This window comes from Embleya sp. NBC_00896, assembly GCF_045207785.1.
Taxonomy (GTDB): Bacteria; Actinomycetota; Actinomycetes; order Streptomycetales; family Streptomycetaceae; genus Embleya.
In genome coordinates this window covers 1,915,055-1,941,839 of record NZ_CP108777.1, presented here as the reverse complement: position 1 = coordinate 1,941,839, position 26,785 = coordinate 1,915,055, and the positions used below count along the sequence as shown (strand labels likewise).

20 protein-coding genes and 2 pseudogenes are annotated in these 26,785 nt (G+C 73.3%); 14 read left to right on the top strand and 8 right to left on the bottom strand.

Annotated features, from left to right (window positions below; genetic code table 11):
• Nucleotides 1-305: 305 nt before the first annotated feature.
• Nucleotides 306-866 carry a dihydrofolate reductase family protein gene (locus OG928_RS42060; RefSeq protein ID WP_331767288.1) on the bottom strand — a complete coding sequence of 187 codons (561 nt, stop codon included), beginning with the start codon at nt 864-866 and terminating at the stop codon, nt 306-308.
• Between the two features lie 229 nt (nt 867-1,095).
• Here OG928_RS42060 and OG928_RS42055 point away from each other — a divergent pair, with 229 nt between their 5' ends.
• The gene (locus tag OG928_RS42055) at nt 1,096-1,914 is read left to right on the top strand and encodes a hypothetical protein (RefSeq protein WP_331767287.1); all 819 of its coding nucleotides are present in this window, start codon (nt 1,096-1,098) and stop codon (nt 1,912-1,914) included.
• A 231-nt stretch (nt 1,915-2,145) separates the two neighbouring features.
• Complete coding sequence (locus OG928_RS42050) at nt 2,146-3,924, top strand: hypothetical protein (RefSeq protein ID WP_331767286.1); 1,779 nt, start codon at nt 2,146-2,148, stop codon at nt 3,922-3,924.
• A 76-nt stretch (nt 3,925-4,000) separates the two neighbouring features.
• Here the strand turns inward: OG928_RS42050 and OG928_RS42045 are convergent, their stop codons facing one another.
• Nucleotides 4,001-5,161, bottom strand: a complete 1,161-nt coding sequence (locus OG928_RS42045; RefSeq protein ID WP_331767285.1) for an alpha/beta hydrolase family protein — start codon at nt 5,159-5,161, stop codon at nt 4,001-4,003.
• Between the two features lie 1,082 nt (nt 5,162-6,243).
• Between OG928_RS42045 and OG928_RS42040 the strand changes: the two genes are divergently transcribed.
• The 3 genes from OG928_RS42040 (at nt 6,244) to OG928_RS42030 (ending at nt 10,387) form a co-directional block, all read left to right on the top strand.
• Complete coding sequence (locus tag OG928_RS42040; protein ID WP_331767284.1) at nt 6,244-8,502, top strand: nitrate- and nitrite sensing domain-containing protein; 2,259 nt, start codon at nt 6,244-6,246, stop codon at nt 8,500-8,502.
• The gene (locus OG928_RS42035) at nt 8,499-9,008 is read left to right on the top strand and encodes a hypothetical protein (RefSeq protein WP_331767283.1); all 510 of its coding nucleotides are present in this window, start codon (nt 8,499-8,501) and stop codon (nt 9,006-9,008) included. The genes OG928_RS42040 and OG928_RS42035 overlap by 4 nt, the downstream gene beginning before the upstream one ends.
• 143 nt (nt 9,009-9,151) lie before the next feature.
• The gene (locus OG928_RS42030; protein WP_331767282.1) at nt 9,152-10,387 is read left to right on the top strand and encodes an ABC transporter substrate-binding protein; all 1,236 of its coding nucleotides are present in this window, start codon (nt 9,152-9,154) and stop codon (nt 10,385-10,387) included.
• A gap of 177 nt (nt 10,388-10,564) precedes the next feature.
• On the opposite strand, the gene OG928_RS42025 is transcribed toward OG928_RS42030, so the two are convergent.
• The 4 genes from OG928_RS42025 to OG928_RS42010 all read right to left on the bottom strand — a co-directional run bounded on the left by OG928_RS42025 (nt 10,565) and on the right by OG928_RS42010 (nt 14,115).
• A complete protein-coding gene (locus OG928_RS42025) occupies nt 10,565-11,593 on the bottom strand; it encodes an MsnO8 family LLM class oxidoreductase (protein ID WP_331767281.1) in 1,029 nt (342 codons plus the stop codon).
• Between the two features lie 66 nt (nt 11,594-11,659).
• Entirely contained in the window at nt 11,660-12,304 is a 645-nt protein-coding gene (pcp, locus tag OG928_RS42020) for a pyroglutamyl-peptidase I (protein WP_331767280.1), read from the bottom strand.
• Nucleotides 12,305-12,430: 126 nt separating this feature from the next.
• Nucleotides 12,431-13,399 (bottom strand): DUF979 domain-containing protein, encoded by a 969-nt coding sequence (locus OG928_RS42015; protein ID WP_331767279.1) that lies wholly within the window; start codon nt 13,397-13,399, stop codon nt 12,431-12,433.
• Nucleotides 13,396-14,115, bottom strand: coding sequence for a DUF969 domain-containing protein (locus OG928_RS42010; RefSeq protein WP_331767278.1), 720 nt, complete (start codon nt 14,113-14,115; stop codon nt 13,396-13,398). Before OG928_RS42010 ends, OG928_RS42015 begins: the two co-directional genes overlap by 4 nt.
• 165 nt (nt 14,116-14,280) lie before the next feature.
• On the opposite strand from OG928_RS42010, the gene OG928_RS42005 reads away from it, so the two are divergent.
• The 7 genes and pseudogenes from OG928_RS42005 to OG928_RS41975 form a co-directional block, all read left to right on the top strand.
• Nucleotides 14,281-15,003 (top strand): GntR family transcriptional regulator, encoded by a 723-nt coding sequence (locus tag OG928_RS42005; protein ID WP_331767277.1) that lies wholly within the window; start codon nt 14,281-14,283, stop codon nt 15,001-15,003.
• Entirely contained in the window at nt 15,000-15,764 is a 765-nt protein-coding gene (locus OG928_RS42000) for a 5-oxoprolinase subunit PxpA (protein ID WP_331767276.1), read from the top strand. The genes OG928_RS42005 and OG928_RS42000 overlap by 4 nt, the downstream gene beginning before the upstream one ends.
• On the top strand, nt 15,761-16,378 hold the full coding sequence (locus OG928_RS41995; protein WP_331767275.1) for an allophanate hydrolase subunit 1: 618 nt from the start codon (nt 15,761-15,763) through the stop codon (nt 16,376-16,378). The genes OG928_RS42000 and OG928_RS41995 overlap by 4 nt, the downstream gene beginning before the upstream one ends.
• Nucleotides 16,375-17,243 (top strand): annotated as a pseudogene (locus OG928_RS41990) (biotin-dependent carboxyltransferase family protein). Before OG928_RS41995 ends, OG928_RS41990 begins: the two are co-directional and overlap by 4 nt.
• A 228-nt stretch (nt 17,244-17,471) precedes the next feature.
• Nucleotides 17,472-18,326, top strand: coding sequence for a hypothetical protein (locus OG928_RS41985; protein ID WP_406291722.1), 855 nt, complete (start codon nt 17,472-17,474; stop codon nt 18,324-18,326).
• A gap of 147 nt (nt 18,327-18,473) precedes the next feature.
• Complete coding sequence (locus OG928_RS41980) at nt 18,474-20,006, top strand: ABC transporter ATP-binding protein (protein WP_406291720.1); 1,533 nt, start codon at nt 18,474-18,476, stop codon at nt 20,004-20,006.
• A 38-nt stretch (nt 20,007-20,044) separates the two neighbouring features.
• Nucleotides 20,045-20,332, top strand: a pseudogene (locus OG928_RS41975) (ABC transporter ATP-binding protein); the annotation flags it as partial.
• A gap of 579 nt (nt 20,333-20,911) precedes the next feature.
• Here the strand turns inward: OG928_RS41975 and OG928_RS41970 are convergent.
• Nucleotides 20,912-21,202 (bottom strand): hypothetical protein, encoded by a 291-nt coding sequence (locus OG928_RS41970; RefSeq protein ID WP_331767274.1) that lies wholly within the window; start codon nt 21,200-21,202, stop codon nt 20,912-20,914.
• Nucleotides 21,203-21,461: 259 nt separating this feature from the next.
• On the opposite strand from OG928_RS41970, the gene OG928_RS41965 reads away from it, so the two are divergent.
• The gene (locus tag OG928_RS41965; RefSeq protein ID WP_331767273.1) at nt 21,462-21,941 is read left to right on the top strand and encodes a VOC family protein; all 480 of its coding nucleotides are present in this window, start codon (nt 21,462-21,464) and stop codon (nt 21,939-21,941) included.
• A gap of 72 nt (nt 21,942-22,013) precedes the next feature.
• Here OG928_RS41965 and OG928_RS41960 read toward each other — a convergent pair whose 3' ends face one another.
• Nucleotides 22,014-24,989, bottom strand: a complete 2,976-nt coding sequence (locus OG928_RS41960; protein ID WP_406292117.1) for an AAA family ATPase — start codon at nt 24,987-24,989, stop codon at nt 22,014-22,016.
• Nucleotides 24,990-25,298: 309 nt separating this feature from the next.
• Here OG928_RS41960 and OG928_RS41955 point away from each other — a divergent pair, with 309 nt between their 5' ends.
• Nucleotides 25,299-26,765 (top strand): MFS transporter, encoded by a 1,467-nt coding sequence (locus tag OG928_RS41955; protein WP_331767271.1) that lies wholly within the window; start codon nt 25,299-25,301, stop codon nt 26,763-26,765.
• Nucleotides 26,766-26,785 lie beyond the last annotated feature (20 nt).

The following is a 26,785-nucleotide window of genomic DNA, read 5'->3' as shown; positions in this document are numbered from 1 at the left end:
GGTGTTCGTGGGCGGGATCTTGGCCGGGGAAGACGATCTGGATGTCGATGAGCAGATCGGTCCCGGGGGTCGATCGAGTGACCGCCGCCCTCGGGTGAGGTGAGCAGGACACTGCCGTCGGTGCCGTCCCGCTCGATCCCGCCCCAGAAGACGTCGGTGAAGCCCTTGGCTGTACGCGCCCGACGGGATGGCCAGGATCTTGTCGCCGACCCCCGGCGTCTGGCCGGCGTTGAAGTTGCTGCCCCGGTAGAGGCAGAAGAGGCGCTGCTCGCACCGCTTGGTGATGGGGTCTTCGCCGTGGAGGTCTACGAGCGCTGATAGCGCAGGAGCACGACGCCGTTGCCGAAGGCGTGGGTCTCGGAGAGTTGGAGGTCCATCTTGATGTCCGACGGCTGGAACAGGGGTTTGCCCTGGCCGAGGACGATCGGATGGATGTAGATGCGGTACTCGTCGATCAGGTCGTGGCGCCGGAACGCCGCGGCCAGGTCGGCGCCGCCCAGTACCAGGTTGCCGCCCGGCTGCTCCTTGAGCGCCATGATGTCCTCGACGACGACGTCCCGCACGATGGTCGTGTTCCGGTCGGCCTGTTGCAGGGTCCGGGAGAACACGATCTTGGGCATGTCCCGCCAGATCCGGGCGAACTCCAGCATGGGTCCCGTGCTCGCCGGGTCCGAGTCGGCCGTCGGCCAGAACTCGGCCAGCAGCTCGTACGTGACCCGGCCGAGCAGGAACGCGCCCATCGCCCCGAGCTGTTCGTTGAAGTGGCTGTGCAGCTCGTCGTCGACCAGGTGCCAATCGATCTCGCGGTTCGGTCCCTCGATGAAGCCGTCAAGGGAGATCGACATGGACAAGATGATCTTTCGCATCGCGGTCCTCGCCGAAGTCGTCGTCAGGGTCCGGGCCGGCGTCCGGCTTCGAAAGCTCGGCCGGGGGAAACGCGCCGGCCGGCCATGGCCGAGACAATACGCCCGCGACCGCGCAGCGGGACGGATTGAGCGGCGGATCCGGCGTGTACGTGTCTCGCCGGGCGGCCGGAACCACGGCGCCGTCCGGGCTCGGCCGATCGGATCCCGCGACCGCCTGAAACAATCAGACATGGCGAACTGGGCCGAACAGGTACGGGAGTTGATTGCCGCGCGGCGATCCGACGAGGTCTGGCGGATGCTGCGCCGGGCCGCGCCGAAGGATCCGACGGCGGCCCTGGAGCTGGGACACCTGATGCTTCAGGTGTCGTGGGCCGACACACAGGTGGCCGTCGCCGGCGACACGCCCGAAGCGGAGCACTGGCTGCGGCGTGCGGTGACGGGACGGCCGGACGACGTGCGGGCGATCATCCTGTTGGCGACCCTACTGTCGGTGCAGTGCGACCGGATCCGGGACCTGACGGCTCACCTTCGGCACAGCAAACGCTGGGACGCCGACGGCACGCGGCGGGCCGAGGAGGCCGCTCGGCTCTATGGTGCGGCGCTCCGGCTCGACCCACTTTCGGACGCCGCCGCGAGCGGTCTGGCCCTGCTGTCGAGCAAGCAGGGCGGCGGCGAGGCCGACGAGCCCGCCTTGACCGGTCGGTTCGACTGCTTCGTCCTGGAGGTCGAGCTCATCGTGAGCAACAACGGGGAGACGGTTCCGCGGCTGGTGGTGTTGCGCGATGTCGATCAAGTCCACCGGTTCGGGGCCTGTGGTTGGCACGTCGTCGCCAAAGCGGTGGCCTGCCGATACCAAGGCGGAATCCTGGTCGCCAGGCACCGCGAGTCCCGGTTGTCCGGGAAGAGTCTGGGGCGCGTGGTCGACGACTGGCAGGCGGGCCGAGTGCCGACATCGGAAGGGTGCCCGCTTCCGATCGGTCACCCGGTGCGTCACAAGGGGCGGATCCTTTCCTACGGCGTCAACGGCTCGTGGATGGCGGACGGGTGATCCGGGCGGTGTGACCCGGGTGGGGTCGGGGGTCGAGGCGGGACCGCGCCTGTCGCCCGGGCCGGGGTGTACCGGACACGCGCCGAGGCCGGCTGCCGGCCCGGCGCCGATGTCGTCTCGTCGGTACGCTGCCGGGAGCTGCGCCGAATGGGTGGGGGCGGATTTGAGCGGGGTGGGCGGGACCGCGAGGTTGCCGGGGCGGCTCGGCGCGACCGTCGACGGGTCCGTGCGGTGACGCGCGGCCCCATCGACGGGACGTCGGCCATCGCGCTCGTTCGGCAGCTTCCCGGCCACGCCTACGACGCGGTGCTCGCGCGCCTGCCCGAGCCGTCCCAGCGGCGCCTGCTCGCCGGCGCCCGCGGCCCGCTCGACGACCTGCTCGCCCACGAGCTGCGCCGCGGCGATCCGCACAGGCTCGCGGCTCTCGCGAGCAACCCCGAGCTCACCCCCGCCGCACAGCGTCGCCTGGCCGCCCTGTGCGTGCCCGCGGTCGACGACGCGCTGTTCTCGCGCCCCCACGTCGAGGCCGACGTACGCGCCGCCACCCTGGCGCGGACGACGCTCGATCCGACGCCGCTGCTGCACGAGCTCCGCGACCGATCGCCCGACCGGCTGCGGCCCTTCCTGACGGCCGGGGACCCCGACGTCGTCGGCCGGGCGCTGGCCTGGGTCGATCTCCCCGACCCGGTCCGGGACCGCGCGTTCCTGTCCGGCGTGCTGAGCCTGTGGCGCACGCGCGGGCTCGACGTCGTGCGCGCGACGCTCGCCGAACGGCCCAGGCACGTGAACTCCACCCGGCTGTTGCAGCGCTACCTCAACGCGCCCGACGGGCCCGACCGGCTCGAACGGCGGATCGCCGAGCTGGGCGGATCCGGGGAGTTGGTGACGCGGCTGCGGCGGAGCAGCCCACGGCACCCCGCCCGCGTCGCCCTCGACGGCGCGACCGCCGACGACTGGGACGCCCTGCTCCGCGCCCACCGTGCCGACCCGTTCGACGCGCGGGTACGGCTGGCCCTCCTGGGCCGCCCCGACTGCCCGCACGAGGCCGTACCGGAGCTTCTGCACGGTCTCCTTCGCTTCAACCACGATCTGCTCACCGCGATGCGCGCGGGCGTGCTCACCGCCGCCGACATCGTCCGACACGCCACGCGGGGCTGGGCCCTGCTGAAGTACATCGACCGCACCGTGGAGCCCACCGGCCAGGCGCCCTGGGTCGGTTCCTCGCACCCCTTGCTCTACGCGCTGCTCGACCTGCGTTTGGCGGATCTGGTCGGGGATGATCCGGACGCCTGGGTACGGCTCCTGCGCATCGGCCCTCGGTTTTTCGGCACGATCGCCGAACTCGGCCGCGCGGCGAGGGAGTCCCCGCCGCAAGCGCCGCCCCGCACCGAATTGTGGACGCGAGGGCACGGGAGCGCGGGCGCGCTGATCCTCACGTTGGCTCCGCCGCCGATCGCCGTCGCAGTGGTGTCCCGGATCGAACCCCGCGAGCTCAACGCGGTGTTGTACAACCGGTACAGCAATCTGCAGCCCGACGCGGTCGCGGTCGCCGCGCCCGGAATGCCCGCCCAGTTCCTGCGCTCGCCGCCCACGGCCCTGTTGCGGTGTCCCGAACTGCGGTCGCGGCAGGACTGTCTGGCCTCGCTCGACCGACGTCCGCTCGACCTCGCCGACACGAGCCAACCGGGTGCGCGATGGATCTGGCCGGCGCTCGGTACCCGGCTCGTCGACGCCCGCGATCTGATCGCGCGCGGGCGGCCGGCCGCCGCCGTTCTGGAGATCCTGGAGCGTTCCCGCACGACCGTCCCCGAGACGCATGCCGCCGGCACCGCAGCCATCCGCGCCCTCGTGGCAGGGCCGCTGTCCTCGCCGCGGGCCGCGGAAACGTGGGCCATCGCGGTCGCCCTCCTGGCGGACTTCTCCGGAACCGTGCCCGAACTCCTCGCCACCGCACGGGCCGCGGGCCGCACACCCGACGACCGGGAGGACCCGGTCGCGCGCCGAGCGTGAAGCGGCGGACGTGCGGAGCAGCGGCCCCGGGTGATCCCGAGACCGCCGCTCCACCGCGCGCGTGCGTTCGCCGCGGCTACGAGACCTTCGTCCAGCCCGGGTTGGTGGTGCACTGGGTGTCGGAGGCGGTGCCGGCGACGACCTTCAGGAAGTCGGCCAGGTCGTTCTGCCAGTAGGGCCAGTCGTGGGTCCCCGGCCCGGAGCAGAAGCGGTGGGTGGTGCCGGCGGTGTTCAGCTTGGTGTGGAAGTCGACGGCGTCGCCGTGGATCTGGGCGTCGGAGCCCCCGCTGGTGTTGCCGGCGTAGACGGCGAACCTGCCGTTGTAGGAGCCGTATCCGCCGGCGGTGGCGATCTTCACCGGGTTCTGCGTGTCCCAGGTGTCGATGGTGCCGAACACCTGGTGCGGTCCCCAGAGCCAACCGAGCGGGTACCGATACTTGGCGAGGTCGGAGGTGTTGGCGTCGTAGGCGCCGATGAAGGCGCCCGGCGCGGTCGGCGCGAAGGGCACCTGGACGACCGAGCCGTGCACCAGGGCCTGCGCCCACGGCATCTCGATGTTGGTGCCGGGCGAGAAGCCGCCGGCGGCGGAGAACAGGTCGGGGTGGCGCCCGGCGTAGCGCAGTGCGCCGTAGCCGCCCATCGACAGGCCGGCGATGTAGCGGCCCGAGCGGTTCGCGACGGTGTTGAAGTTGGCGTCGATCCACGGCACCAACTGCCCGATGTGGAAGGTCTCCCACTGCGGCGCGATGTTGCCGGTGGTGCCGGTGACCCAGTCGCTGTACCAGCCGGCGTCGCCGGCTTCGGGCATCACGACGATGTTGTCGAACCCGGCCGCCGCGGAGATCGCCGCGACGTTGCCCTTGTCGGACCACGACGCGAACGTGTCGTTGCCGCCGTGCAGGAGGTAGAGGGACTTGTAGGGATGGGCCGGATCGGTCCGATATCCGACCGGCAGCAGGATCCGGACCTTGATCCGCGGGTGCGCGGGCACCGTCGGCGCGCCCGGGCCGAGGTTCTTGTGGATCGCGTCGGTGGTGAGCGTGACGTCGTAGTACGGCGCGGTCTCGTTCGGGCTCGACTTCGCCCAGTCCACGACGGTGATGCCGTGCGAATCGGCGGCCGGCAGCGTCGGCGGGTCGGGCACCACGCCGGCGGCGGCGGGTGGGGCGGTGAAACCGGTGATCGTCAACACTGCGGCTGTCGCGATGGCCGCGATCGTACGTTTCGGATTGCGCATCTGGACGTCGCTCCGTTCGGGCGCGGGGAAGTGGCCTGCGCGGCAACCGTTTCGGGACACGGGATGAAAGTCTTGGAGAAATCCGACGAGTCCGCCGATCGCGGTCGTGATCGTCGCGGCCGGCGCTTCGATGCCCCGGGCGAATCACGACATGGGCGACTCGGCCGCCCTCGGGCACCGGATCGGACCCGCCCGACCGCCGGGTCCGTACCGACCGGTCCGACGAACTGCCTTTGCCGGGACGGGTGGTGGGTTCGGTGAGCGATCTCGCCGGTGGACGCGATGTGCGCTCCACGACACCCAGGTTTCGTTTGACGTCCGGTGGATTCGCGGGGACAGTGTGTGTGCGCATCGATGCGAACAGTTGCACCGGCGGCGATCGTGCGTCATTCGGTCGACCGCGCACCCCCTTGCGAGGAGTGATCCGTTCATGGGCGTTTCCGCGTCAACAGCTCACGGCCGAACGATCCGGGATCGGTGTGCGGACTGTCCGAGGACGCCGTATCGGCGAACGGCCGCTCGTGTCGCGGTCGCGACCGCCTCGGGCGTGGCGGACCCGGCGAACGCGCGCGTCGCGCACTAGTCACGGCACCAGCGAGCGCGGCGCAACCGCCGTCTCCCCCATCGCGTCGGCGAAGGCGCCCGGTGTGCGCGTCGATCGCGACGTGCGCTCGCGGCGGAGTCCCCGGCCCCGCGCACGCGCGTGCGCATCCGCGCTCGGTCACGTACACACGCGATCACGACCGCCCCCGGGCCCGCCGGCCCGGAAGGCACGGCGTCCGTCGGGCGCCCGCGTCGGGAGCGTCCGTGACGTTCGGTCCGCCCTCTCGACCGTCGTCGCGACCACCGCCACGTCATTCCCACCGACCCACCGTTCAGGGACCGTTGCCCGTGTCGCAATTACTCCGCCGCCCCCCGCCGGCCGCCCGATCCCGGTGCCATCGCCGGCCGTTCAGCGCCCCCGCCCTCACCCCCGCTCCCGCCGCCCATCGGATCCCCGCCCCGGCGTCCCCTCCCCCGGGGCGCCCGCCCGCTCGGTTCCTCCCCGCCCGCTCGTGGCCCGGCCGGGACGGCGATCGCGGATGAAGCGACGTCTCCTCGCCGAACGAGCCCCCCGGTGGCTGCGGGCACGGTTGCGACCGCGGGTCCGAGGTCTGATCACCCTCATGGTCGTCGTCCCCTCCGCGGGGATGGTCTTCTTCGCCGGCTCCGCGATCCTCACCCTGGTCGAGCAGGCCCAAGCGGCCGAGCACGCCCACGACTTGGTGCTCACCTCCGCCGAGGCCGGCGAGGTGGGCCGCCGGCTCCAGGTCGAGAGCGCGGCCGCGGTCACCCTGCTGACCCGCGGCCCCGGCCCCACCACCTCGGCCGACTATCGGACCGCGATCGAGGAGAGCGAGGTCGCCGCGCGGCGCTACCTGGACCGTCGCCGGGGCCTCGACACCGTCTCGGCCGCCGAGCGCGAGGCGTTGAACGGGGTGGACACCGCGCTGCGCGGTCTGCCCGGTCTGCGCGCACAGGTCGGCGGGCGCGGCGTCGCAACCTCGGCGGCGGCCGTGCGCTATTGGGCGTGGATCGGCACCACCGTGGACCTGCGGGCCCAGGTCGCCCTCGTCCCCGGGATGTCCACCAAGACCGCCGGGCGACTGCGCGCGATCACCGCGCTGGCCCAGGCCCGCGCCGCGCTGGGGCAGCAACAGGTCACCGTACTGCGGTCGTTGGGCTCCGGCCCGCCGCCCGGCACGGTCCTCAAGGCGTCCGCCACCGCACGCGCCGCGCACGATCAGGCGATCGCGGCGTTCGCCGTGACCGCGCCGACGAGCTGGCGCGACCGGCTCGCCCGGGCGCTCTCCGGGCCCGAGATGATCCGGGTCGCCCAGGTCGAGGACGCCCTCGGCCGCGACTCGATCGAGCCGGATCCCTGGCGGGCGGCCATCGCGGAGCGCGCCGACCGGGTGTGGTCGGTCGAGCACGAGGCGGACGGCGACATCGCGGCCGAGGTCGCCGACGTCACCGACGACCGCTGGTGGCTGGCCGGTGTCCAGGGCGCCCTGCTGATCGTCGCGGTCCTGGCCGCCGCCGCCGCGGCGGCCTGGCTCGGCCGCCTCCTGCATCGGCGCCTGAGCACCCTGTCCGAACGCGTCACCGTGATGACCCAGGAGACGCTGCCCGCGGTCGAGGCCGACCTGCGCCGCCGCGACGCGCTGGCCCAGCACGAGACGGGCCGCGCGTACGCGCTCAAGATGCTGGGGCCCGAACCGGTCCGCGAGCGCGGCGCCGACGAGATCGCGGACCTCGCCCGCGCGCTCAACCGGCTGGCGTACAGCACGGTCGAGCACAGCGCGTCGCTCGTGCTGGCCCAACGCGAGTACAACGGCGCGCTCGGCGACGTCGCGCGCCGGATCCGGGTCCAGACCAGCCGGGTCAGCAGCGCCCTCGACCGGCTCCAGGCCTCCGACCTGACGGTGGATCAGCTGGGCACGGTGTACGAGGTGGACCACGGCAACGAGGGCACCAAGCGCCTCGCCGACTCGATCGGGGTGCTGAGCGGACAGCCGCCGAACCGGCTCTGGCCGGACACGCCGCTCTTCGAGGTGATCCGCGCCGGCGCGCAGCGCGTGACCAACTACGAGCGGCTGTCGCACATCGCGTTCAAGGACATCCCCACCTCCGTCACGCTCGCCGGCGACGCGGTGGGGCCCGTGACCCAGATCCTGGGCGAGATCGTCGACAACGCCGCCCGATTCTCGGGCCGGCACCCGGTGGAGATCACCGCTCGGCGCACCAAGGCCGGCGTCCTGGTGAGCATCCTCGACCAGGGTGTGGCGCACCCGGACCCGGAGCTGCTCAACGGGCGCCTGCGCGCCGACGTCGACGCGCTGCCCTCGCTGCGCCAGACCGGCCTGACCGTGGTCGCCCTCCAGGCCCGACCGCTGGACATCGAGGTGGCACTGCGCGCGGGGACGGACGGCGGAACGGTCGTCGACATCGTCCTCCCGCACCCGATCATCGCCGCGGTCGGCCGGCACCGGCGCCGGGTGGAACGCGTGCCGGTACCGGCCGTAGTCCCGCCCGCACCGATCGCCATCGAGGCCGGCCCCGCCATCGCGACGGACGTCGGGGCCGGCCCGATCGTCGCCGGCCCGCTGCCGGCCAACCTCGCTCCCGAACTCACCGCGCAGGGCCTGCCCCGGCGCGAGCGCCGGACGCCGCGCGCCACGCCCGTCCGCCGTACCGCCCCACCCACCCGTGACATCGCGCAGGCCAGTGCCGCCGCCGCCTCGTTCGGCCGCGGCGCCCGCAACCTGCCCTTCACTCGGACCCCGAAGGAATCGCCATGACCGAGCCCGCCGTCGACCAAAGCGTGCTCGACGACTTCATGCGCCAGTTCGTGCAGGACCACGCCCCGGACGTCCTGCACGCGATCGCGGCGAGCGGGGACTCGCTCCTGGTCGCCCAGGCGTCCCGTCCCGGCCCGGTCCGCGACGAGGCCGCGCACTCGGCGTGGATCGCGAACGCCGAGAAGATCGCCTCCAGTGCCCCGGGCGCGCTGCTCATGCAGGACTACAGCGCCGACCTGATGGGGCTGGGGCCGGTCAGCGTCCTGATGGCGCAGGCCGAGCACGGGCTGCTCCTGACGATGGGCAACACCAGCCCCGGGCCGGACGGGCAGGTGCACCCCTCGGCGCTGGTCGTGGCGACCACGTGGAACGCCGACGTCGGGGACCTGATCCGGGCGATGCACGCCCTGATGGAGCGCGTGGGCCCGTCCCTGACCCCGCTGGCCCGCGGCCGCGGGCTCCAGCCGCAGCCCGCCCGGATGCCCTCGCCCAGCCGGGTCTTCTGACCGCCCGCCGGGCCGCCCCGCTCCCTCGGGGCGGGCGGCCCGGCCGCCCGGGTCCCCCGTCGTATCCCCGCGCCCGGCCCGTCCCGGCCGCGCCGCGCGTCGAAGCCGCGTCACCCGACTCCCTCTCCGAGAAGGAAGCAGACATGCGCAGAACCACCGGCGGACGGATCCGCAGCAACCGCACCCCGATCGCGCTCGCCACCGGATTACTCCTGGTCCTGTCCGCCTGCTCGGGCAGCGCCGCCGGCGGTGACGACAAGGGGAAGGGCCGGGACACCGTCGCCCGGATCGGCCTGCTCACGCCCGCCACCGGTCCCTACGCGGCCGTCGGCGAGGACACCCGTGCCGGTCTGGAGCTGTACCGCGACACCCACGGCGGCAAGCTCGGCGGCCTCAAGGCCGAGGTGGTCGTCCGCGACGAGGGCGCGGGCCCGCCCACCGCCGTCCCCGCCGCGACCGAACTCGTCAAGCAGCACAACGTGTTGGCCGTCACCGGCGTGGTCAGCGGCGGCAGCGTCGCCGGCATCCTGCCGCTCCTGGCCGACAACCACACGGCGCTGATGGGCGTGGCCGGTCGGCCGGAGTTCCCCGATCCCAAACTGACGGCGCACGTCTGGTCCTTCAACACCCAGTCCTACGAGGCCGGCGCGGCCGCGGGCCCGTGGATCAAGGAGCACGTCACCGGCCCCGTGTACGCCATCGGCCCGGACTACCAGGGCGGTTGGGACCAACTCAAGGGCTTCACCGAGTCGTTCACCAGGGCCGGCGGCACGCTCGCCAACCCGGACGGCAAGACCGTCTTCACGCCGTTCCCCGGCACCCAGAACTTCCTGCCCTACCTGAACAAGATCGCGCAGAGCGGCGCCAAGGCGGTCTACGCCTTCTACGCCGGCACCGCGGCGGTCGACTTCGTCAAGCAGTACAAGATGTCCGAGGCGGCGAAGCTCCCGCTGTACGGCAGCGGCCCGTTGACCGAGGGCCGCCAACTCGACGCCCAGGCCGACGCCGCCGCCGGCATCACCACCTTCGCGACCTACGGCGCGGACCTGGACAACCCGGCGAACCGCGCGTTCGTGGCGGCCTGGCAGGAGCGGCACCCCGACCGCACCCCCACCATCTACGCGGTGGCCGCGTGGGACATCGCCCGCTCGCTCGACACCGCGATCGCCGCGGTGCGCGCCGACCGCAAGCCCCTCACCCCCGAGGCCGTGAACGCCGCCCTGAGCAAGGTCGGCCAGATCGACAGCCCGCGCGGGGTCATGCAGCTGAACCCGGCCACCCACTCGCCCGTGCAGCAGTGGTACCGGTTCGAGGTCCGCACCGACGGGCCCAAGCGCGCCAACGTGGCCGTCGAGCAACTCGCCGTCCTCGGCGGTTGATCCGCCCGTCCCCACGCGGTCTGCCCATTGCCGGACAGCAGTGGCTCGGCGTACCGGAGCCGGCTCCGGTAGGCCGAGCCACTCGGGCAAGGATCCGGCGAGGGTCAGGCGAGGGCCGGGAGCGGGTCGGCGGGCGCGGCCTACTTGGGCAAGCGGTAGGCGGGCGACGGGCGTGGGTCAGGCGGGCTGCGTGGTTCGTGGGGCGATGCTCGCGAGTTCGGCCAGGCGTCGGTACGAGTCGAGGCGGCCCTCGCGGTCGTGCGCGCCGGTGGTGACCAGGAACTCGTCGGCGCCGGTCCGCGCGAGCACCCGGGCCAGCTCGGCCTCGACCTTGTCCGCGGTGCCGTGGATCTGGTCGCGCAGCGCGGCGTCGAGGAGGTCGCGCTCGCGGGCGGTGATCGTGAGCCCACGAACCTCCGCCGCGGGGATCAGCGGCGGGAAGGTCCCGCGCGTGCGCGAGTAGGCGGACGCCCACGCCTCGGGCAGCAGCAGGTCGTGGGCCGCCTCCTCGGTCTCTGCGACGGCCACCGTCCCGGCGACCACGACGTACGGGTGCGACGACCACATCGAGGGCCGGAACAGCTCCCGGTAGCGGTCGATCACTGCCATCATGCGGTCCTCACCGATCGCGGCGGCGACCACGAGCGGCACGCCCGCGGCGGCCGCGTGGGCGGCGCCCTCCCCGGTGGCCAGCACGAACGGTGCCGGGCGCAGGCCCTCCGCGGGTCGGGCGTGCACACCCGGGTGGGCGTCCTGGTCGCCGCTGAAGTAGCCCAGCAGCTCGCCCAATTGCGCCGGGAAGTCCTCGGCCGCGTCCTTTCCGCGCCCCAACGCGGCGCGGATCCCGTCCGTGAAACCGACCGAGCGCCCCACGCCCAGGTCGATCCGGCCCGGGTACAGCGCTTCGAGCACGCCGAACTGCTCGGCGACCACCAGGGGTTGGTGATTGGGCAGCATCACTCCGCCGGTACCCACCCGGATCGTGTCGGTGACCGCGGCCACCGCGGCGGCGAGCACCGTCGGTGCCGATCCGGCGATACCGGGCACGCTGTGGTGCTCGGCCACCCAGAAGCGGTGGTATCCCCACGCCTGGGCGTCGCGCGCGAACGCGACGGCATGGCGCAGTGCCTCCGCGGGATGCTCACCCTGCCGGGTGAGCGACCTGTCGAGGACGGAAAGCCGGACACCCGGCGGCAGCTCGGTCACACGTGTGCCAACACCCGTCGTCGCCGGGAATTCCCGCGCCGCGCGATCCGCGGCCCGCTCCGCGGGTCAATGGGTGGTCCCGCCGACCTCGACGATGTCGTCGACGCGGTCGACGGCCGTGGTCAGGATCGCCCGCAGGCCCTCGGCGATCGTGGGCAGCGGCAGCGAGGCGATCGCTCGGTCCGTGGCCCGGTCGGAGGCGAACGGGACGTGCACGAAGCCGCCGCGGACGGTCGGGCGCTCGGTGGTGAGCAGGTGCATCAGGCCGTAGAAGACGTGGTTGCACACGAACGTCCCCGCGGTCGAGGACACCGAGGCCGGCACCCCGGCCGCGCGGGCCGCCGCGACGCACGCCTTGATCGGGAGCGTGGCGAAGTAGGCGGCGGGACCGCCCGGCACGATCGGCACGTCGATCGGCTGTCGACCCGCGTTGTCCGGGATCCGGGCGTCGTCGACGTTGATCGCGATCCGCTCGACCGTGACGTCGGGGCGCCCGCCGGCCTGCCCGACGCACAGCACCAGGTCCGGCTCGACCCGCTCCACCGCGGCCCGCAGTTCGTCCAGGGCGCGGCCGTACACGCAGGAGAGCCGGACCGCGGTCACCTCCGGGCCCGGCCCGGGGGCGTCCGCGACCAGACGGACGGCCTCCCAGGAGGGGTTCGTGGGCTCGCCGGCGAAGGTCTCGAAGCCGGTGATCAGTACGCGGGTCATGCGCGATCTCCTGGAAGGGGTCCGTCCGGGACGGGTTGGGGAGAGTTGGGGAGAGTTGAGAGGAGGGTGCGCCGGGCACGCGTGGTCGGCGTGCTCGGCCGGCCCGGCAGGCCCGGCGCACCGGGCTCAGAAGGCGAAGACCGCCATGATGCCGATGTTGCAGACCAGGAGCGCGCCCGCGGTGGGGATCTGCGCCTTGATCGGCCCGTACTGGTCCTTGAGCTCCAACAGCGCGGCGGGCACGATGTTGAAGTTGGCCGCCATCGGCGTACACAGCGTGCCGCAGAAGCCCGCGAGCATGCCGAGCGCGAGGACCACCGCCGGGTCGCCGCCGCCCTGTTCGACGAGCACGGGCCAGCCGATGGCCGCGGTCATCACCGGGAAGGCCGCGAAGGCGTTGCCCATGATCATCGTGAACAGGGCCATGCCCACGCAGTACACCAGGACCGCGATGAAGGTGTTGTCGTCCGGCAGGACCTTCTCGGTCAGTTCGCCGACCTGCTTGCCGACGCCGGCCGCCTGGAAGATCGATCCGAGGGTGGCCAGCAGTTGCGGCAGCAGCATGGCCCAGCCCATGGCCTCCAGCATCGACCGACCCTCGCTGATCGGGACGGTGACCCGCTTCTCCTTGACCACGATCATGGCCACCGCGAGCGCGACGACGGCCCCGATGCCGAGCCCGAGGATGGTCTCGCTGCCCTTTTGCAGGACCGGCTCGGACCCGATGTGCCACTTCTTGACGATCACCGCGAACACCATCGCCACGACCGGGATGGTCAGCGCCGGGATGAAGATCCGGCTGCCGAGCCGGGACGCGACCGCGACCCGCTGTTCCCGGGTGGTGGTGCGGACCGTGCCCTTGCCGGTGAAGCCGAAGCCGGCCAGACACACCATCACGAGAACGGCCACGCCCAGCGGTTCGGCGGGGGACGTCTTCTCGACGACGCGCGTGCTGTAGATGAAGCCCGCCCCGAGCAGGCCCCAGAAGGCGGCGCTGCCGAAGCGCTTGGGGTTGGTGCGGTCGACGAGCATCTGCGCGGCCATCAACAGGAAGATGGCGCCCACGAGCCAGAAGAACCATTCGACCTTGATCACTTGGTCTTCTCCTCGACGAGGGCGGGAACCGCGGCGGTGGCGAGTGCGGGCGTCAGCTCACGGGCCAACGTGCGGTCCAGGCGCAGGAGTCGGGCGCCGTGGATCAGGAACGCGAAGACGGCGGTGGGGATCGCCCACAGCGCGACGTGCAGCGGCTCGATGTGCTGGTGGTAGGTGGTGTTGACGAAACCGGTGATCAGCAGGATCGAGCCGACCGCGAGGAAGCAGTCCTCACCGAAGAACAGGCCGACGTTGTCGGCGCCGGCGGAGTGCGAGCGGATCTTCTCGCGGGTCTGCTCCGGCAGTGGCCCGTACTTGCGCTCCGCGGCGCCCTCGGCCATCGGGGCGACCAGCGGGCGCACCGTCTGGGCCGGGCCGCCCAGACTCACCAGGCCGACGGCGGCGGTGAGTTGGCGAAGTCCCAGGTACAGGACCAGGAAGCGTCCGGTGGTGAGCTTGGCGAACCGGGCGATCAGCGTCCTGGCCTGCTCCTGGAGGCCGTTGCGCTCCAGGAGGCCGATCACCGGGAGGGTGATCGCGAAGATCGTCACGCCTCGGCTGGAGGCGAAACCGGTGCCGAACGCGGCGAGCACCTCGCGGAGCGAGAGGCCGCCGAGCAGTCCGGTGGCGATGCCGGCCACGCCGACCACCAGGAGAGGGTTGCGTCGTGTGGCGAACCCTACGATCACCAGTAGGACGCCGAGGAGAACTATCATTCCTTCGCCTTCCACGCTCGGGTCCTCGATGGGGGACGAGGAGGTGCCGAGGAGGCTAGGCTATTGTTGAACAATCCCACAAGATCTTGTTAACGGTGCGGGAAGCTGCTGTACTTCGAAGCTGCTGTACTCCACCGCACCGTCCGTCGCACTCTGGGGGACCGCATGGCCCAAGACCTCGACCTCGCGCAGCCGTCGGCCGAGGACACCCTCGGCCGCCTCGCCGCCGACCGCGATCTGCTCGGTCGGGCCGGCACCGCGCAGCGCGTCGCCGAGGTCCTGCGCGATCGGATCGCCGAGGGGGCCCTGCCACCCGGCACCAGACTCTCCGAACACGCGCTCGGCGCCGCCCTCGGCGTCTCCCGTAACACCCTGCGCGAGGCGTTTCGCACGCTGGTGGACGGCCGCCTCGTCGTCCACGAGATGAACCGCGGCGTGTTCGTCCGCACCCTCGGGCCCGACGACGTGGTCGACATCTACGCGGTCCGCAGCGCCCTGGAGGGCACCGGGCTGCGAGCCGCCACCGGCGCGGCGCCGGAGCGGATCGCGGCACTGGAGGCGGCGGTCGCCGGCGGCGAGGCGGCCGCCCGGGCGGGCGACTGGGCCGAGGTCGGTACCGCCGACCTGCGCTTCCACCGGGCCCTCGCCGCGCTCGCCGGCAGTGCCCGGATCGACGAGTTCATGAACCGCCTGCTGGCCGAGCTGCGTCTGGCCTTCCTGGCCATGCCCTCGGCGCGCGGGCTGCACGAACCCTTCCTGCGCCGCAATCGCGAGATCGCCGACCTGCTCACGGCAGGCGACACCGACGGCGCGGCGGCGGTCCTGGAGCGCTACCTCGACGACGCGCGACGGATGATCTGCGACTCCATGCGGGCGGACGGCGCATGAGCACGACCGTGATCGACCTCAACGCCGACCTCGGCGAGGGCTTCGGCCGCTGGACGCTCACCGACGACGCCGCCCTGCTGTCCGTGGTCACCAGCGCCAACGTCGCGTGCGGGTTCCACGCCGGGGACCCGGCCACGATGCGCCGGGTGTGCGATCTGGCCGCCGAGCGCGGGGTCCGGATCGGGGCGCAGGTCTCCTACCGCGACCTGGCCGGCTTCGGGCGCCGCGCGATCGACGTGCCGGCCGCCGAGCTGGCCGCCGAAGTCGCCTACCAGATCGGCGCGTTGGAGGTGTTCGCGCGGGCCGCCGGGTCGCGCGTGACCTACGTCAAGCCGCACGGCGCGCTGTACAACCGCACGGTGTGGGACGAGGACCAGGCCGGTGCGGTGGTCGCGGGCGTGCGCCTGGCCGGCGGCTCGCTGCCGGTGCTCGGACTGCCCGGCTCACGCCTGCTCGAAGCCGCTGAATCCGCCGAACTCCCTTGCATACACGAGGCGTTCGCGGATCGCGCATACACCGCACGGGGCACCCTCGTCCCGCGCGGGGAACCCGGAGCCGTCATCCACGACGGTGACGGGGTGGTATCCCGCTCGTTGACGATGGCGCGTGAGGGCGTCGTCGTCGCCCTCACGGGAGAGCGGGTCGCCGTCTCGGCCCGGTCGCTGTGCCTGCACGGCGACACCCCGGGCGCGGCGGAGCTGGCGCTGCGCGTACGGCGCGCGCTGCTCGCCGCCGACGTGTCCCTGGAGCCGTTCGCGTGAGGGCCCTGCCGGTGGGCCGACACGCGCTGCTCCTGGAGGTGGACACGGCCGACCGGGCCGAGGCGCTGCACGCCGAGCTGTTGCGCCGGCGGGAGGCGGGCACGCTGCCGGCCGTCCGCGAGATCGTGCCGGCGGCGCGGACCGTGCTGCTCGACGGGCTCGCGGATCCCGCCGCGCTGGCCGCCGACGTGGCCGGCTGGCGGGTGCCGGCGCTGTCCGCCGAGGCGGGCGAGCGGATCGAGATCGCCGTCCGCTACGACGGGCCGGATCTGGCCGAGGTGGCCGCGCTGTGGGGGGTGGCCCCCGACGATGTGCCGGAGATCGTCGGCTCGACCTCGTTTCGGCTCGCCTTCTGCGGCTTCGCGCCCGGCTTCGGATATCTGACCGGCCTGCCCGAGCGCTATCACCTGGCCCGCCGCGCGACCCCGCGGACCGCGGTGCCGACCGGCTCGCTCGGTCTGGCCGGCGAGTACGCGGGGGTGTATCCGCGCTCGTCGCCCGGCGGCTGGCAACTGGTCGGCAGCACCGACGCGGTGCTCTGGGACCCCGCGCGCGAGCCCGCGGCGTTGCTGGCGCCCGGCACGCGCGTGCGTTTCGTGCTGGCGCCCCGATGAGCGCGCGCGTCGTCGAAGTCGTGCGCGCCGGCGCCCTGACGACCCTTCAGGACCTGGGCCGGTCCGGCTGCGCCCATCTGGGCGTCCCGCGCTCCGGCGCCCTGGACCAGCCCGCGCACCGGCTCGCCAATCGCCTGGTCGGCAATCCGCCGGAGGCCGCGACGCTGGAGACCACGCTGACCGGCACAGCCGTGCGCGTGCGCGCCGCCGTCGTCGCGGCGGTGACCGGTGCGCCGTGCACGGTCCGCGTGGACGGCGCTCCGGTGGCGTGGGGCGCGGCGATCCATGTGCCGGCCGGCGCCGTGCTCGACGTGGGCAAGGCGACCGCGGGCTGCGCTGCCACCTGGCCTTCGCGGGCGGCGTGGCCGTCGAACCGATGCTGGGCAGCCGGTCCACCGACCTGCTGTCGGGCCTGGGGCCGGCCCCGCTCGCGGACGGCGACGTGCTGCCGCTGGGCGCCTCGACCGGCCTCGCGCCGGCCGGGGCGGACGTGGCGCGCTGGCAGGGGCCGCCCACCGAACTGGTGCTGCCGCTGGTGCTCGGACCGCGTCACGACTGGTTCACCCCGGCGGCCCGCGACTCGTTGGGGTCCGCGCGCTACGCGGTGGCCTCGGCGAGCAATCGGATCGGGCTGCGCACCGACGGGCCCGCCCTGAGCTGGGCGCGGACGGGTGAACTCCCCAGCGAGGGAATGGTGTTGGGTGCGGTACAGGTGCCGCCGGACGGCCGCCCGGTGATCTTCCTGGCCGACCATCCCGTCACCGGCGGCTATCCGGTGATCGGCGTGGTCCCCGAGGAACACCTCGCCCTCGCCGCCCAGGCCGTGCCGGGCACTCCGCTGCGCTTCGCCGTCACCCGGCACTGACGGCGCCGAGCCGCAGGTCGTCCCCGAAAATCCCCCGCTCCGCGGCGCCCCGCACGGCGCCGCGGGACGGCGGGCTCGTGGGTTCGAGCCGTGAACTCCTCACGGGTGCCCCGGCACGTTCCTCACGGTTGTTTCATGATGATTGCGACTGTCGTGCGCCCCCACCCTCCGGCAGTGTTCCCCGGGACAGCGGGTCACGGTCACGGGTCATGGGGAAAGGGGAGCGCCATGAACAAGGGATACGCCGTCTTCTGCGACGCCGACCGGCAGTTCTACGACGCTCCGCACCGGCTGCGGAGGGATGCTGGCGGGCCGGCCGCACACTACGAGACCACGCGGCGCGCACTGCCGGCCGACTGGCGGCGAAACCGCTCGGGCGACTGGCTCGCGTTCCGTCCGGTGGCGTGCGAACTACCCAGCCAGGGTTGGAAGATCCATGTGTCCGCGGTACTCGACAACGCCGAGAAGGTGCTCGCCGCGGTGTGGGACTACTGCCTGCCGCGGTCCATCGCGTTCAAGTGCATGCCGAGTCCGTACCTGCTGCACACCCGCAACGCCAAGTACGGTGATCGGGCCGGGAGCGGGAAGTTCGTCACCGTCTATCCGGCCGACGACGAGCAGTTCCGCAGCATCGCGGAGGATCTGGCCGCCCTGCTCGACGGCGAACCCGGACCGTACATCCTCAGCGATCTGCGGTGCGGCGCGGGACCGGTGTACGTGCGGTACGGCAGTTTCACCGAACGGCACTGCTACAACGACCGCGGCGAGCTGTGTCCCGCGATCGAGGACGACAACGGGATCCTGGTCCCCGATCGCCGAGAGCCCACGTTCCACGTACCGCCGTGGATCACCCTGCCCGCGTTCCTGGAAGCGCACCTGGCCGCCCGCGCCGAGACCACCGTCGCCGACATCCCCTACCGGATCGAACGCGCGCTGCACTTCTCCAACGGCGGCGGCGTCTACGTCGGCCGGGACCTGCGGACGAACGAGCAGCCCGCCAAGAGATCGTCCGCGCCGCGCAGGCCAAGTTCTACGCGCAGCCGGGGCTGTTCCGCGGCGCCGCCGGCATGGTGTTGCATCTGAGCCGAACCACCACCGGCGGGCCCGGCACGCAGGCCGCCGACGTGCGCCGCCAGATCGAGTCGCTCTCCTGGAGCGCGGTGCCCTTCCGGCGGCGGCACGAGCGCGCGCACCGCCGCTTGGCTGCGCGGCCTGGGCATCGACCACCTGGTGTCCCTCGCTCCACACCGGGTCACCGAGCGGCACACACCCGGCGACCTGGTGACCCGCCTGACCGGCAACGTGGCCGAGGCGAGCAGCGCGCCCACCACGGCCGCGATCGGCGCCGCCGCACTGCTGGTCCCGATCGGCGGGATGATCGCGCTCGCGGTCATCGACGTGTGGCTGGTCGCGGTGTTCCTGGCCGGACTGCCGCTGCTCGCCTGGCTGTTGCGGGTGTTCGCGCGCGGCTCCGCGGACAGCGTGTCGCGCTACCAACACACCCAGGCGGACATCGCGACCCGGCTGGTCGAGGCGCTCGGCGGGGCCCGCACCGTCGCCGCCGCCGGGACCTCGACCCGCGAACTCGACCGGATCCTGGCCCCACTGCCCGAACTGGGCGCGCAGGGACGGCGGATGTGGCTCGTGTACGGCCGGGCCATGGCCGGCGCCGGGATCCTGGTGCCGCTGCTGACCACGGCCGTGCTCGCCGTCGGCGGGTTCCGTCTGGTCGACGGGAGCCTGACCGTCGGCGAGTTGCTCGCCGCGTCGCGCTATGCCGTGCTCGCCGCCGGGGTGGGCACGGTGGTCGGCGGGCTCAACGCGCTCGTGCGCAGCCGGGCGGCCGCGCACCGGACGGCCGAACTGCTCGCGCTGCCCCCGATGCGGCACGGCGCTCGTCCGTTGCCGGCGGGCGGACCCGGCCGGCTCGAACTGCGCGGGGTCACCGTGCTTCGCGGCGGCGTCCCGGTGCTGCGCGACGTCGATCTGATCGTGCCCGGCAACACCACGATGGCCGTCGTCGGCCGCTCCGGCGCGGGCAAGTCGACGCTCGCCGCGGTCGCCGGGCGGTTGACCGACGTCGACGCGGGTGTGGTCCTGGTGGACGGGGTGCCGCTGACCGAGGTGGACCCGGCGGGGCTGCGCCGGGAGGTCGGATACGCCTTCGAACGGCCGGTCCTGTTCGGTGACACGATCGCTGACGGGATCGGTTTCGGGCCGTACCGGCCGTCCCCGCGCGAGGTGGCGGCGGCCTCGGCGGCGGCCGGGGCCGACACGTTCATCCGGCTGCTGCCGGCGGGATACGCGACCCCCCTCGCCGGCGCGCCGTTGTCCGGCGGCGAGCTGCAACGCCTGGGCCTGGCCCGGGCGTTCGCGCATGCCGGCCGGTTGCTCGTGCTCGACGATGCCACCTCCAGCCTGGACAGCGTCACCGAGCGGCACGTGGGTCGAGCCCTGGTCCGCGACGTACGCGGGGGCACTCGACTGCTGATCGCGCACCGCGTGTCCTCGGCGGCCCGTGCCGACCTGGTCGCGTGGCTGGAGGACGGCCGCGTACGTGCCGTCGGGGCGCACGAGGTGCTGTGGGCGGACGCCGCCTATCGCGCGGTGTTCGTGGACCCGGAAGAGGGGCCGGATGAGGCACCGTATGAGGGGCCGGACATGGCGGACCCGGGCGACGGGCCGGTCGCGGCCGGCTCGCCCGCTCCGCCCGCTCCGCCCGCCGCCGGCAAGGCCGCCGCCCCCGGGGAGGAGGGCGCGTGACGCCCCGCGACGCACGCGTGACGGCCCGAGACGCACGCGTGTCGGCCCGGGCGCGACGCTTCCTGGGCCGGCGCAAGCGCGTCCTGGTCGTGCTGGCCGGCTGGTCGTTGCTGGAATCGGCGCAGACCTTCCTCGGCGGCTACGGCGTGGCGATGGCGTTGGATCGCGGCTTCCTGGCCGGCCGTACCGGCACCGGCCTGCTCTGGCTGGCCGTCGCGGCCGTGGCGGTGATCGTCGGCGGCCTGGCCACGGGTGGGGTCTTTCGCGGACTGGCCGACCTGGTCGAGCCGTTGCGGGACGGTCTGGTGCGTCGGGTGGCGGCCCGTCGCCGCCAGCCGGATCGCGTGCGGCAGTCGCAACGGCTGGGCGTCCTTGTCCACGAACCCCAGCGCCTGGGCCTCGGCGGCGCCGCGCAGGCTGCCCGGCCGGGACGCGTTCGCGAGGATGACCAGCGCGCATTCCCGGCCCACCGGCCGGCTCGACAAGCGAGCCGCCCCAGGGCAGTCCGTGTCCACCGCACAGACGTCCGGACGCTCCGATCGCGCGCGGATCGGCGCGCCTGCCCAGCTGTCGGCCGCGACCTCGATGTCCTCCTCGCGTTCCAGTAACGCGCTCAACGCCGAGCGCATCAGTTCCGTGTCGTGCACCAAGAGAACCCGAATCATGTTCGTCCTCAAGTCGACGTCCGATGTACGCCGACGCCCCCCACTTGACGTCGAACAGCTCCATAGCTACCCCGCCTCGCCGAACAAACCACTACTTGTGACCGAATGATTCGTTTGCGCGACAGTCGGACCCGCTGCTCGCGTTTCCTGTCGAACCACGACCGCTCGGGTTCGTAGACGATCGAATCGCGGCACGGCACGCCAACAACCGCCCGGCTGAAAGCCGGGCTCGCGAGGCCGTCAGCTGCGGTGGGAGCCTCGGGTCCGCTCGGCTCGGGCCCGGCGGGCGATGACCATGAGGTCGATCCAGGCGATCGGGACCATCACCACACACAGGATGGCCGCGACGATCCAGAACATGCGCATGTCGGCGACATCGGCCGCGGCCGCCATCGCGCACAGGAGGCACGCCACGACGAAGAACGGCAACGCGATCCCGGACATGACACGGCGCGCGGCGAGGTCGGTACGCGGGTGGGCCGCCTCGCTGCCCGGCGGGCGCTTCGATGTGGGACGACCTTGCGCGCTCATACCATTCGGATACCCGGTCCGCATCTCGACACGCGTGGCGACCGGGACGGAGTCCCGTCCACGCGAAGACCCGATCGGGTGATGGTCGGCGCCGAAAGCGTCCGGTCCGGCACGCGTGGCTCGGCCGCCGACCGTGGACGCGCGGGGGCGGGGAGCCTCCCTTCCGGGCGAGAAGTCGATCGATGGGCCGGATGCCGATGAGTTTGCACGGTGGGATCGGTCGGTATTCGTGAGCACATCCACATGCTGGGAGGCAGCGATGAGCAGCACCGGGTTCACCACGTGTCTGTGGTTCGACGGCCAGGCCGAGGAGGCCGCCCACTACTACCTGTCGATCTTCAAGGACGGCAAACTCGGCCGGATCAGCCACTACACCGAGGCCGGTCCCGGCCAGGCCGGCAGTGTCCTGGCCGTCGAGTTCGAGCTCAACGGCCAGAACTTCGTCGGGGTCAACGGCGGTCCGCAGTTCACCTTCGACGAGGCCATCTCGTTCCAGATCCCCTGCGCCGACCAGAGCGAGGTCGACTACTACTGGGGCAAGCTCTCCGAAGGCGGGCAGGAGGGCCCCTGCGGCTGGCTCAAGGACAAGTACGGCCTGTCCTGGCAGGTCGTCCCCACCGCGCTGGTCGACATGATCAGCGACGCCGACCCGGAGAAGGCAAGCCGCACCTCCCGGGCCATGTACGCCATGAGCAAGCTCGACATCGCCACCCTTCGCAAGGCGTACAACGGCGAGTAGCGGCCGCGATCGACCGGCGCCCGACGGCGGGCCGCGGCCGGGCGCCGCCGACCGACCCGCCGTCGTCCCGCGTCAGCGGGGCGTGGTGTCGTCGGTGATCAGGCCCTGGCGGTACGCCATGGCCACCGCCTCGGTGCGCGACGACGCGGACACCTTGGCCAGGATGTTGGACACGTGCACACTCGCGGTCTTCGCGGTGATGAAGAGTGCCTCGCCGATCTGCCGGTTCGTCCGGCCCTTGGCCAGCAGGTCGAGCACCTCCTGTTCGCGGGCCGTGAGCATCGTGCCGCCCACGGGCGCGGCCGTGGCGCCCAGGCGCGCACGGCGGATCAGCGCGTCGACCGCCTCCCGCAGCGGTACCGCCCCCAGCGCCTGTGCCGTCTCCCGGGCCGCCTCGGCGATCGCGACCGCCTCCGCGCGGCGGTCGGCCGACACCAGCGCCTCGGCCAACCGCCAACGGCAGCGCGCCTGTTCGTACACGTTGCCGTACCCGTAGGCCGCGACCGTCCGCTCCCACAGGTCCACGTCCACCCGGCCCTCGAGGCGCGCGTGCTCGGCCTCGACCCGCAGCAGCCACGCCGCACCCTCCGGGCCGATCCGGGGGTAGCGGCGGCCCGGGCGCACGGCCGTGGTCTCGGCCAGCTCGACGAATTCGGTCGCCACCGCCCGCCATCGGTCCACGCCCGCCGCGTCCCCCGAGAGCCGCAGCTCGACCACCGCGTCGCCGATCGTCGACAGGACCAGCGCGCCGAGCCGGACCCCGACGTCCGGGTGCGGGATGTTGTCCGTCGCCAGCGCCGCGAGCGTGCGCCGCGTCCAGTCGGCCGCCGTCCGGGGATCGCGTCGCCAGGCCGCCTCGTCGGTCAGCACCAGGCCCGCGACCAGCGCGCCCATCCAGTTGAACGGGCGACGCTCGAACAGGGCGAGGGCTCCCGCGGCCACGCCCGGTTCACCACGACCCAGCGGCACGAACAGCGCGGCCTGGGACACATGCCCGAACTCCGACGGAGCCGCGCCCACCACCGCCAGGGCCTCGTCCCAGCGCCCCGACGTGTACAGCGCCAGGGAGCGCAGGTAGCGCATCTCCAGCGAGTAGGGGGAGTTGGCCTGGGCGGAGTGTCGGGCTCGTTCGAGGCCGTCGTCCAGCCAGGTCAGGCACTCCTCCAGCAGCCCGGCCTCGTAGCTGCCCATGGCCAGGTTGTACAGCGCGCGCAGCTCGATCGCCGCGTTGCCCGCCCGGCGGGCCAACTCGAGGGCCTGTTGCAGCCGTTCGCGGCCCGCCGGGGTCTGCCGATGGGCCCCTTCGAGGGAGGACAGGGACATCATGACGTCGGCGCGGGCGTCGTGCGCGCCGAGCGCCTCGGCGGCGGCCAGGACCCGGTGGCCCAACTGGAGGGCGGTCTCGTCCTCGTTGAGGTAGTACGCGGCCAGGACGTGGGTGGCCGCGGCCCACACCCACGTGCGCGAGGGCGGGTCCTCGGGGATCAACGCCAACGCCTGGCTGCTGTACTCGAACGCGGCCTGCAGGCTGTCCACGTTCATCAGGTTGGAGGCGAGCGTGTAGCGGACCTTCACCGCCAGGTCGGTGTCCGCGTGCGAGCCGACCCGGCCGAGGGCGGCGCGCGCCAACGTGACGGCGCGATGCGCCTCCCCCGCGCGGACCGCGGCCGCCGAGGCCCGCAGCATCAGCGCCACCTCGTCGCTGCCGACCATTTCCTCCGCGCCCGGTACCGCCTCCCACAGGTCCAGGGCCGCCTCCACGCGTTGCATCTCCTCGGCGGGCGCGCCGACCCGCGCGGCGTGGTCGGCCGCCTCGACGGAGGCGGTGAGCGCGCCGGGCAGGTCGTGGCTCTCGCGGTGGTGGTGGGCGCGTTCGGCGGCGGTGCCGGCCTTGCGGTCGGGCCGGCCCAGGAGGTGGGCGAACACCTTGTGGATGCGCACCCGTTCGCCCGGCAGCAGGTCCGCGTAGGCGGCCTCGCGGGTGAGGGCGTGCCGGAACGCGTAGGTGTCGCCCTCGACGGCGACGAGCAGGTACCGGCCGACCGCCTCGCGCAGCGCCGCGTCCAGTTCGTCGTCCGGCAGTTCGACCGCGTCGCGCAGCAGCCCGTGCTCGACGCGGCGCCCGGCCACGGCGGCGGTGCGGACCACGCGCTGGGCGGTGTCCGACATCTGCTCGATCCGGGTGAGCAGCACCTCGGCAAGGCCGCCGGGGACGCCGCCGTCGGTGCCGCCGTCGGTGCCGTCGGCGGTGGCGGCGCGCAGTTCCTGCGCGTAGAAGGCGTTGCCCTCGGCGCGTTCCACGATCCGTCGGACGGTGTCCTCGGGCAGCGGCTTCGCGTCCAGGTCGCGGACCAGGCGGGCCACGTCCTCGTCGCCCATCGGCCGCAGTTCGAGCCGGCCGACGGCGGGGAGACGGACCAGCTCGGCCAGCAGCGGGCGCAGCGGGTGCCGACGGTGCAGGTCGTCGGAGCGGTACGAGGCGAGCACGGCGATGCGCTGGTAGGCGGCGGCGCCGCCGGAGCGCTGGGTCAGCAGCCGGCTGAGCAGGAAGCGGAGCAGGTCGCGGGTCGACTTGTCGGCCCAGTGCAGGTCTTCGAGCACCAGCAGTACCGGGGCCTGCTCGGCCAGGTCGGCCAGCAGCGCCGCGACGTCGTCGAGCAGGCGCAGGCGTACGCCGGTGTCGGGTGCGGCGGTGTCCGTACCGGGCGCCGGGGCGCCGGGGCGCAGCAGCCGCACGACCGAGGGGTGGCTCTCCAGGATGGCGGCGTGGCGTTCGTCGGCCTCGACGGCGCGCAGCAGCTCGGTGAAGGGCAGGTAGGGCAGGCCGACGTCGCCGAGGTCCACGCAGTGGCCGGTGAGTACGGTCATGCCCGCGGCGGCGGCCCGTGCGGCCGCCTCGGCCAGGAGCCGGGTCTTGCCGACCCCGGCGTCGCCGACCACGAGTACCGCGCTGGGGTCCGCCGCGCGGGCGCGCAGCAGCGCGTCGTCGAGGCGGGCCACTTCCTCGCCTCGGCCGACGAGGGGCGTATCGAGTCCCGGGTATGGCAGCACGCGCCCATCCTCACACGTGGCGGTGGTCGACACGTGTCCGCTCCCGACGCGGCTGACGGCTCGGTCTCGACGCCTTCCGGCGGCCGGGGTCGGGATGGGGGTCGGGGTCGGGGTCGGGATGGCCGACCGTGGTCGGCCGGTCGCGGACGGTGCCGCGAAACCGTGTCCACGCCTTAAGTCGAACACCCTTGTACGGCTGATCGAGGATCCCTACCGTACTTGAACACATCTGTACGAGATATCGGCCCGGGTCTCGGATCGCCGACGACGGGCCCTCTCGTGCCGCCACGTTCGAGGAGCGATGCGATGAGCCACGGAACGCCACCCCACCCCACCGTCGACGAGCGGCCCGACCCGGGCGAGGACGGGCCCGATCCGGCACCCGGGCGGCGGTGGTCGGTGCTGACCCTCGTGTGCCTGGCGCAGTTCATGCTCGTCCTGGACGTCACGGTCGTGAACGTCGCGCTGCCCAGCATGGGCGCGGACCTCGGTCTCGGCCGGGAGACGCTGACCTGGGTGGTCACCGCCTACGCGCTCGCCTTCGGCGGCCTGATGCTGCTCGGCGGCCGGATCGCCGACCTGCTCGGCGGCCGCACCGCGTTCCTCGTCGGCCTCGCGGTCTTCACCGCCGCGTCGGCCGCCGCCGGGCTGGCCCCCAACGGCGAGGTGCTGCTGGCCGGCCGGGTGGCCCAGGGCGCGGCCGCGGCGCTGCTGTCGCCCGCCGCGCTGGCCCTGGTGACCGTCACCTTCCGCGGCCCGGACCGCAATCGCGCGCTGGGCGTGTGGGCCGCGATCGGCGGCACCGGCGCGGCGGCCGGGGTGCTCGTCGGCGGGCTCCTCACCTCGGGCCCCGGCTGGGAGTGGATCTTCTTCGCCAATGTGCCGATCGGCCTCGCGGTCCTGGCCGGGGCCCGCACCGTGCTCCCGGCGCGGACCGCGCGCACCTCCTCCGGCCGGCTCGACCTCCCCGGCGCGATCACGGCCACCGCGGCCACGACGCTGCTGATCCTGGGGGTCACCCGGGCCGGCGCGGACGGCTGGGGGTCGCCGTGGGCGCTGGTCCCGCTGACCGGATCCGCGCTCGGCTACGCCGCCTTCGTGCTCGTCGAGCGGCGGACGCGCGAGCCGCTGGTCCCGCCGCGCCTGGCGACCCGCAGGCCCGTGGTCTCCGGCGCGTTCGTAATGCTGGTGGCGAGCGGACTGTTGATCCCGCTGTTCTTCCTCGGCTCGATGTACCTCCAGCAACGACTCGGTTTCGGCGCCCTGCGGACCGGCCTGGCCTTCCTGCCCGTCGCCGTCGCGGTCACCGCCGGAGCGCACCTCGGCGGTGTGCTCGTGGGCCGGGTCGGGCCGCGGACCGTCGGCGCCGCCGGCCTGGCGATCGCGGCGGCCGGCGCGCTGCTGCTGAGCCGACTGCCCGGCCACGGCGGCGGTGCGGCCGACGTGGTACCCGGGCTGGCCATCGCCGCCGCCGGCATCGGACCCGCCTTCGTCGCGGCCACCACGACGGCCATGGCGCACGTGTCCCACCACGAGGCCGGGCTGACCTCCGGCCTGGTCAACACCTTCCACGAACTCGGCGGCGCGCTCGGCGTGGCCCTGACCTCGGCGCTCGCCGCGTCGAGCCTGGCCCCCGGGGCACGGACCGTGGACGGCTACACCGACGCCTTCCTCGCGTGCGGCCTGGTCGCCGCGGGAGCGGCCGTACTGATCGCCGTACTGCTGCCCGCCGGAGTGCCGCCGGCCGGCGACGGCCCCCGACACCTCCACTGACCACGCTTCGCAAGCCTAGG

What these genes read in the sequence shown, in the direction of transcription:
- OG928_RS42035 (WP_331767283.1), top strand. Translation starts at nt 8,499, where the DNA reads ATGACCGAGCCCGCCGTCGACCAAAGCGTGCTCGACGACTTCATGCGC.
- OG928_RS42030 (WP_331767282.1), top strand. Translation starts at nt 9,152, where the DNA reads ATGCGCAGAACCACCGGCGGACGGATCCGCAGCAACCGCACCCCGATC.
- OG928_RS42040 (WP_331767284.1), top strand. Translation starts at nt 6,244, where the DNA reads ATGAAGCGACGTCTCCTCGCCGAACGAGCCCCCCGGTGGCTGCGGGCA.
- OG928_RS42005 (WP_331767277.1), top strand. Translation starts at nt 14,281, where the DNA reads ATGGCCCAAGACCTCGACCTCGCGCAGCCGTCGGCCGAGGACACCCTC.
- OG928_RS41965 (WP_331767273.1), top strand. Translation starts at nt 21,462, where the DNA reads ATGAGCAGCACCGGGTTCACCACGTGTCTGTGGTTCGACGGCCAGGCC.
- OG928_RS41970 (WP_331767274.1), bottom strand. Translation starts at nt 21,202, where the DNA reads ATGAGCGCGCAAGGTCGTCCCACATCGAAGCGCCCGCCGGGCAGCGAG.
- OG928_RS42060 (WP_331767288.1), bottom strand. Translation starts at nt 866, where the DNA reads ATGCGAAAGATCATCTTGTCCATGTCGATCTCCCTTGACGGCTTCATC.
- OG928_RS42045 (WP_331767285.1), bottom strand. Translation starts at nt 5,161, where the DNA reads ATGCGCAATCCGAAACGTACGATCGCGGCCATCGCGACAGCCGCAGTG.
- pcp (WP_331767280.1), bottom strand. Translation starts at nt 12,304, where the DNA reads ATGACCCGCGTACTGATCACCGGCTTCGAGACCTTCGCCGGCGAGCCC.
- OG928_RS41985 (WP_406291722.1), top strand. Translation starts at nt 17,472, where the DNA reads ATGAACAAGGGATACGCCGTCTTCTGCGACGCCGACCGGCAGTTCTAC.
- OG928_RS42000 (WP_331767276.1), top strand. Translation starts at nt 15,000, where the DNA reads ATGAGCACGACCGTGATCGACCTCAACGCCGACCTCGGCGAGGGCTTC.
- OG928_RS42010 (WP_331767278.1), bottom strand. Translation starts at nt 14,115, where the DNA reads ATGATAGTTCTCCTCGGCGTCCTACTGGTGATCGTAGGGTTCGCCACA.
- OG928_RS42055 (WP_331767287.1), top strand. Translation starts at nt 1,096, where the DNA reads ATGGCGAACTGGGCCGAACAGGTACGGGAGTTGATTGCCGCGCGGCGA.
- OG928_RS41955 (WP_331767271.1), top strand. Translation starts at nt 25,299, where the DNA reads ATGAGCCACGGAACGCCACCCCACCCCACCGTCGACGAGCGGCCCGAC.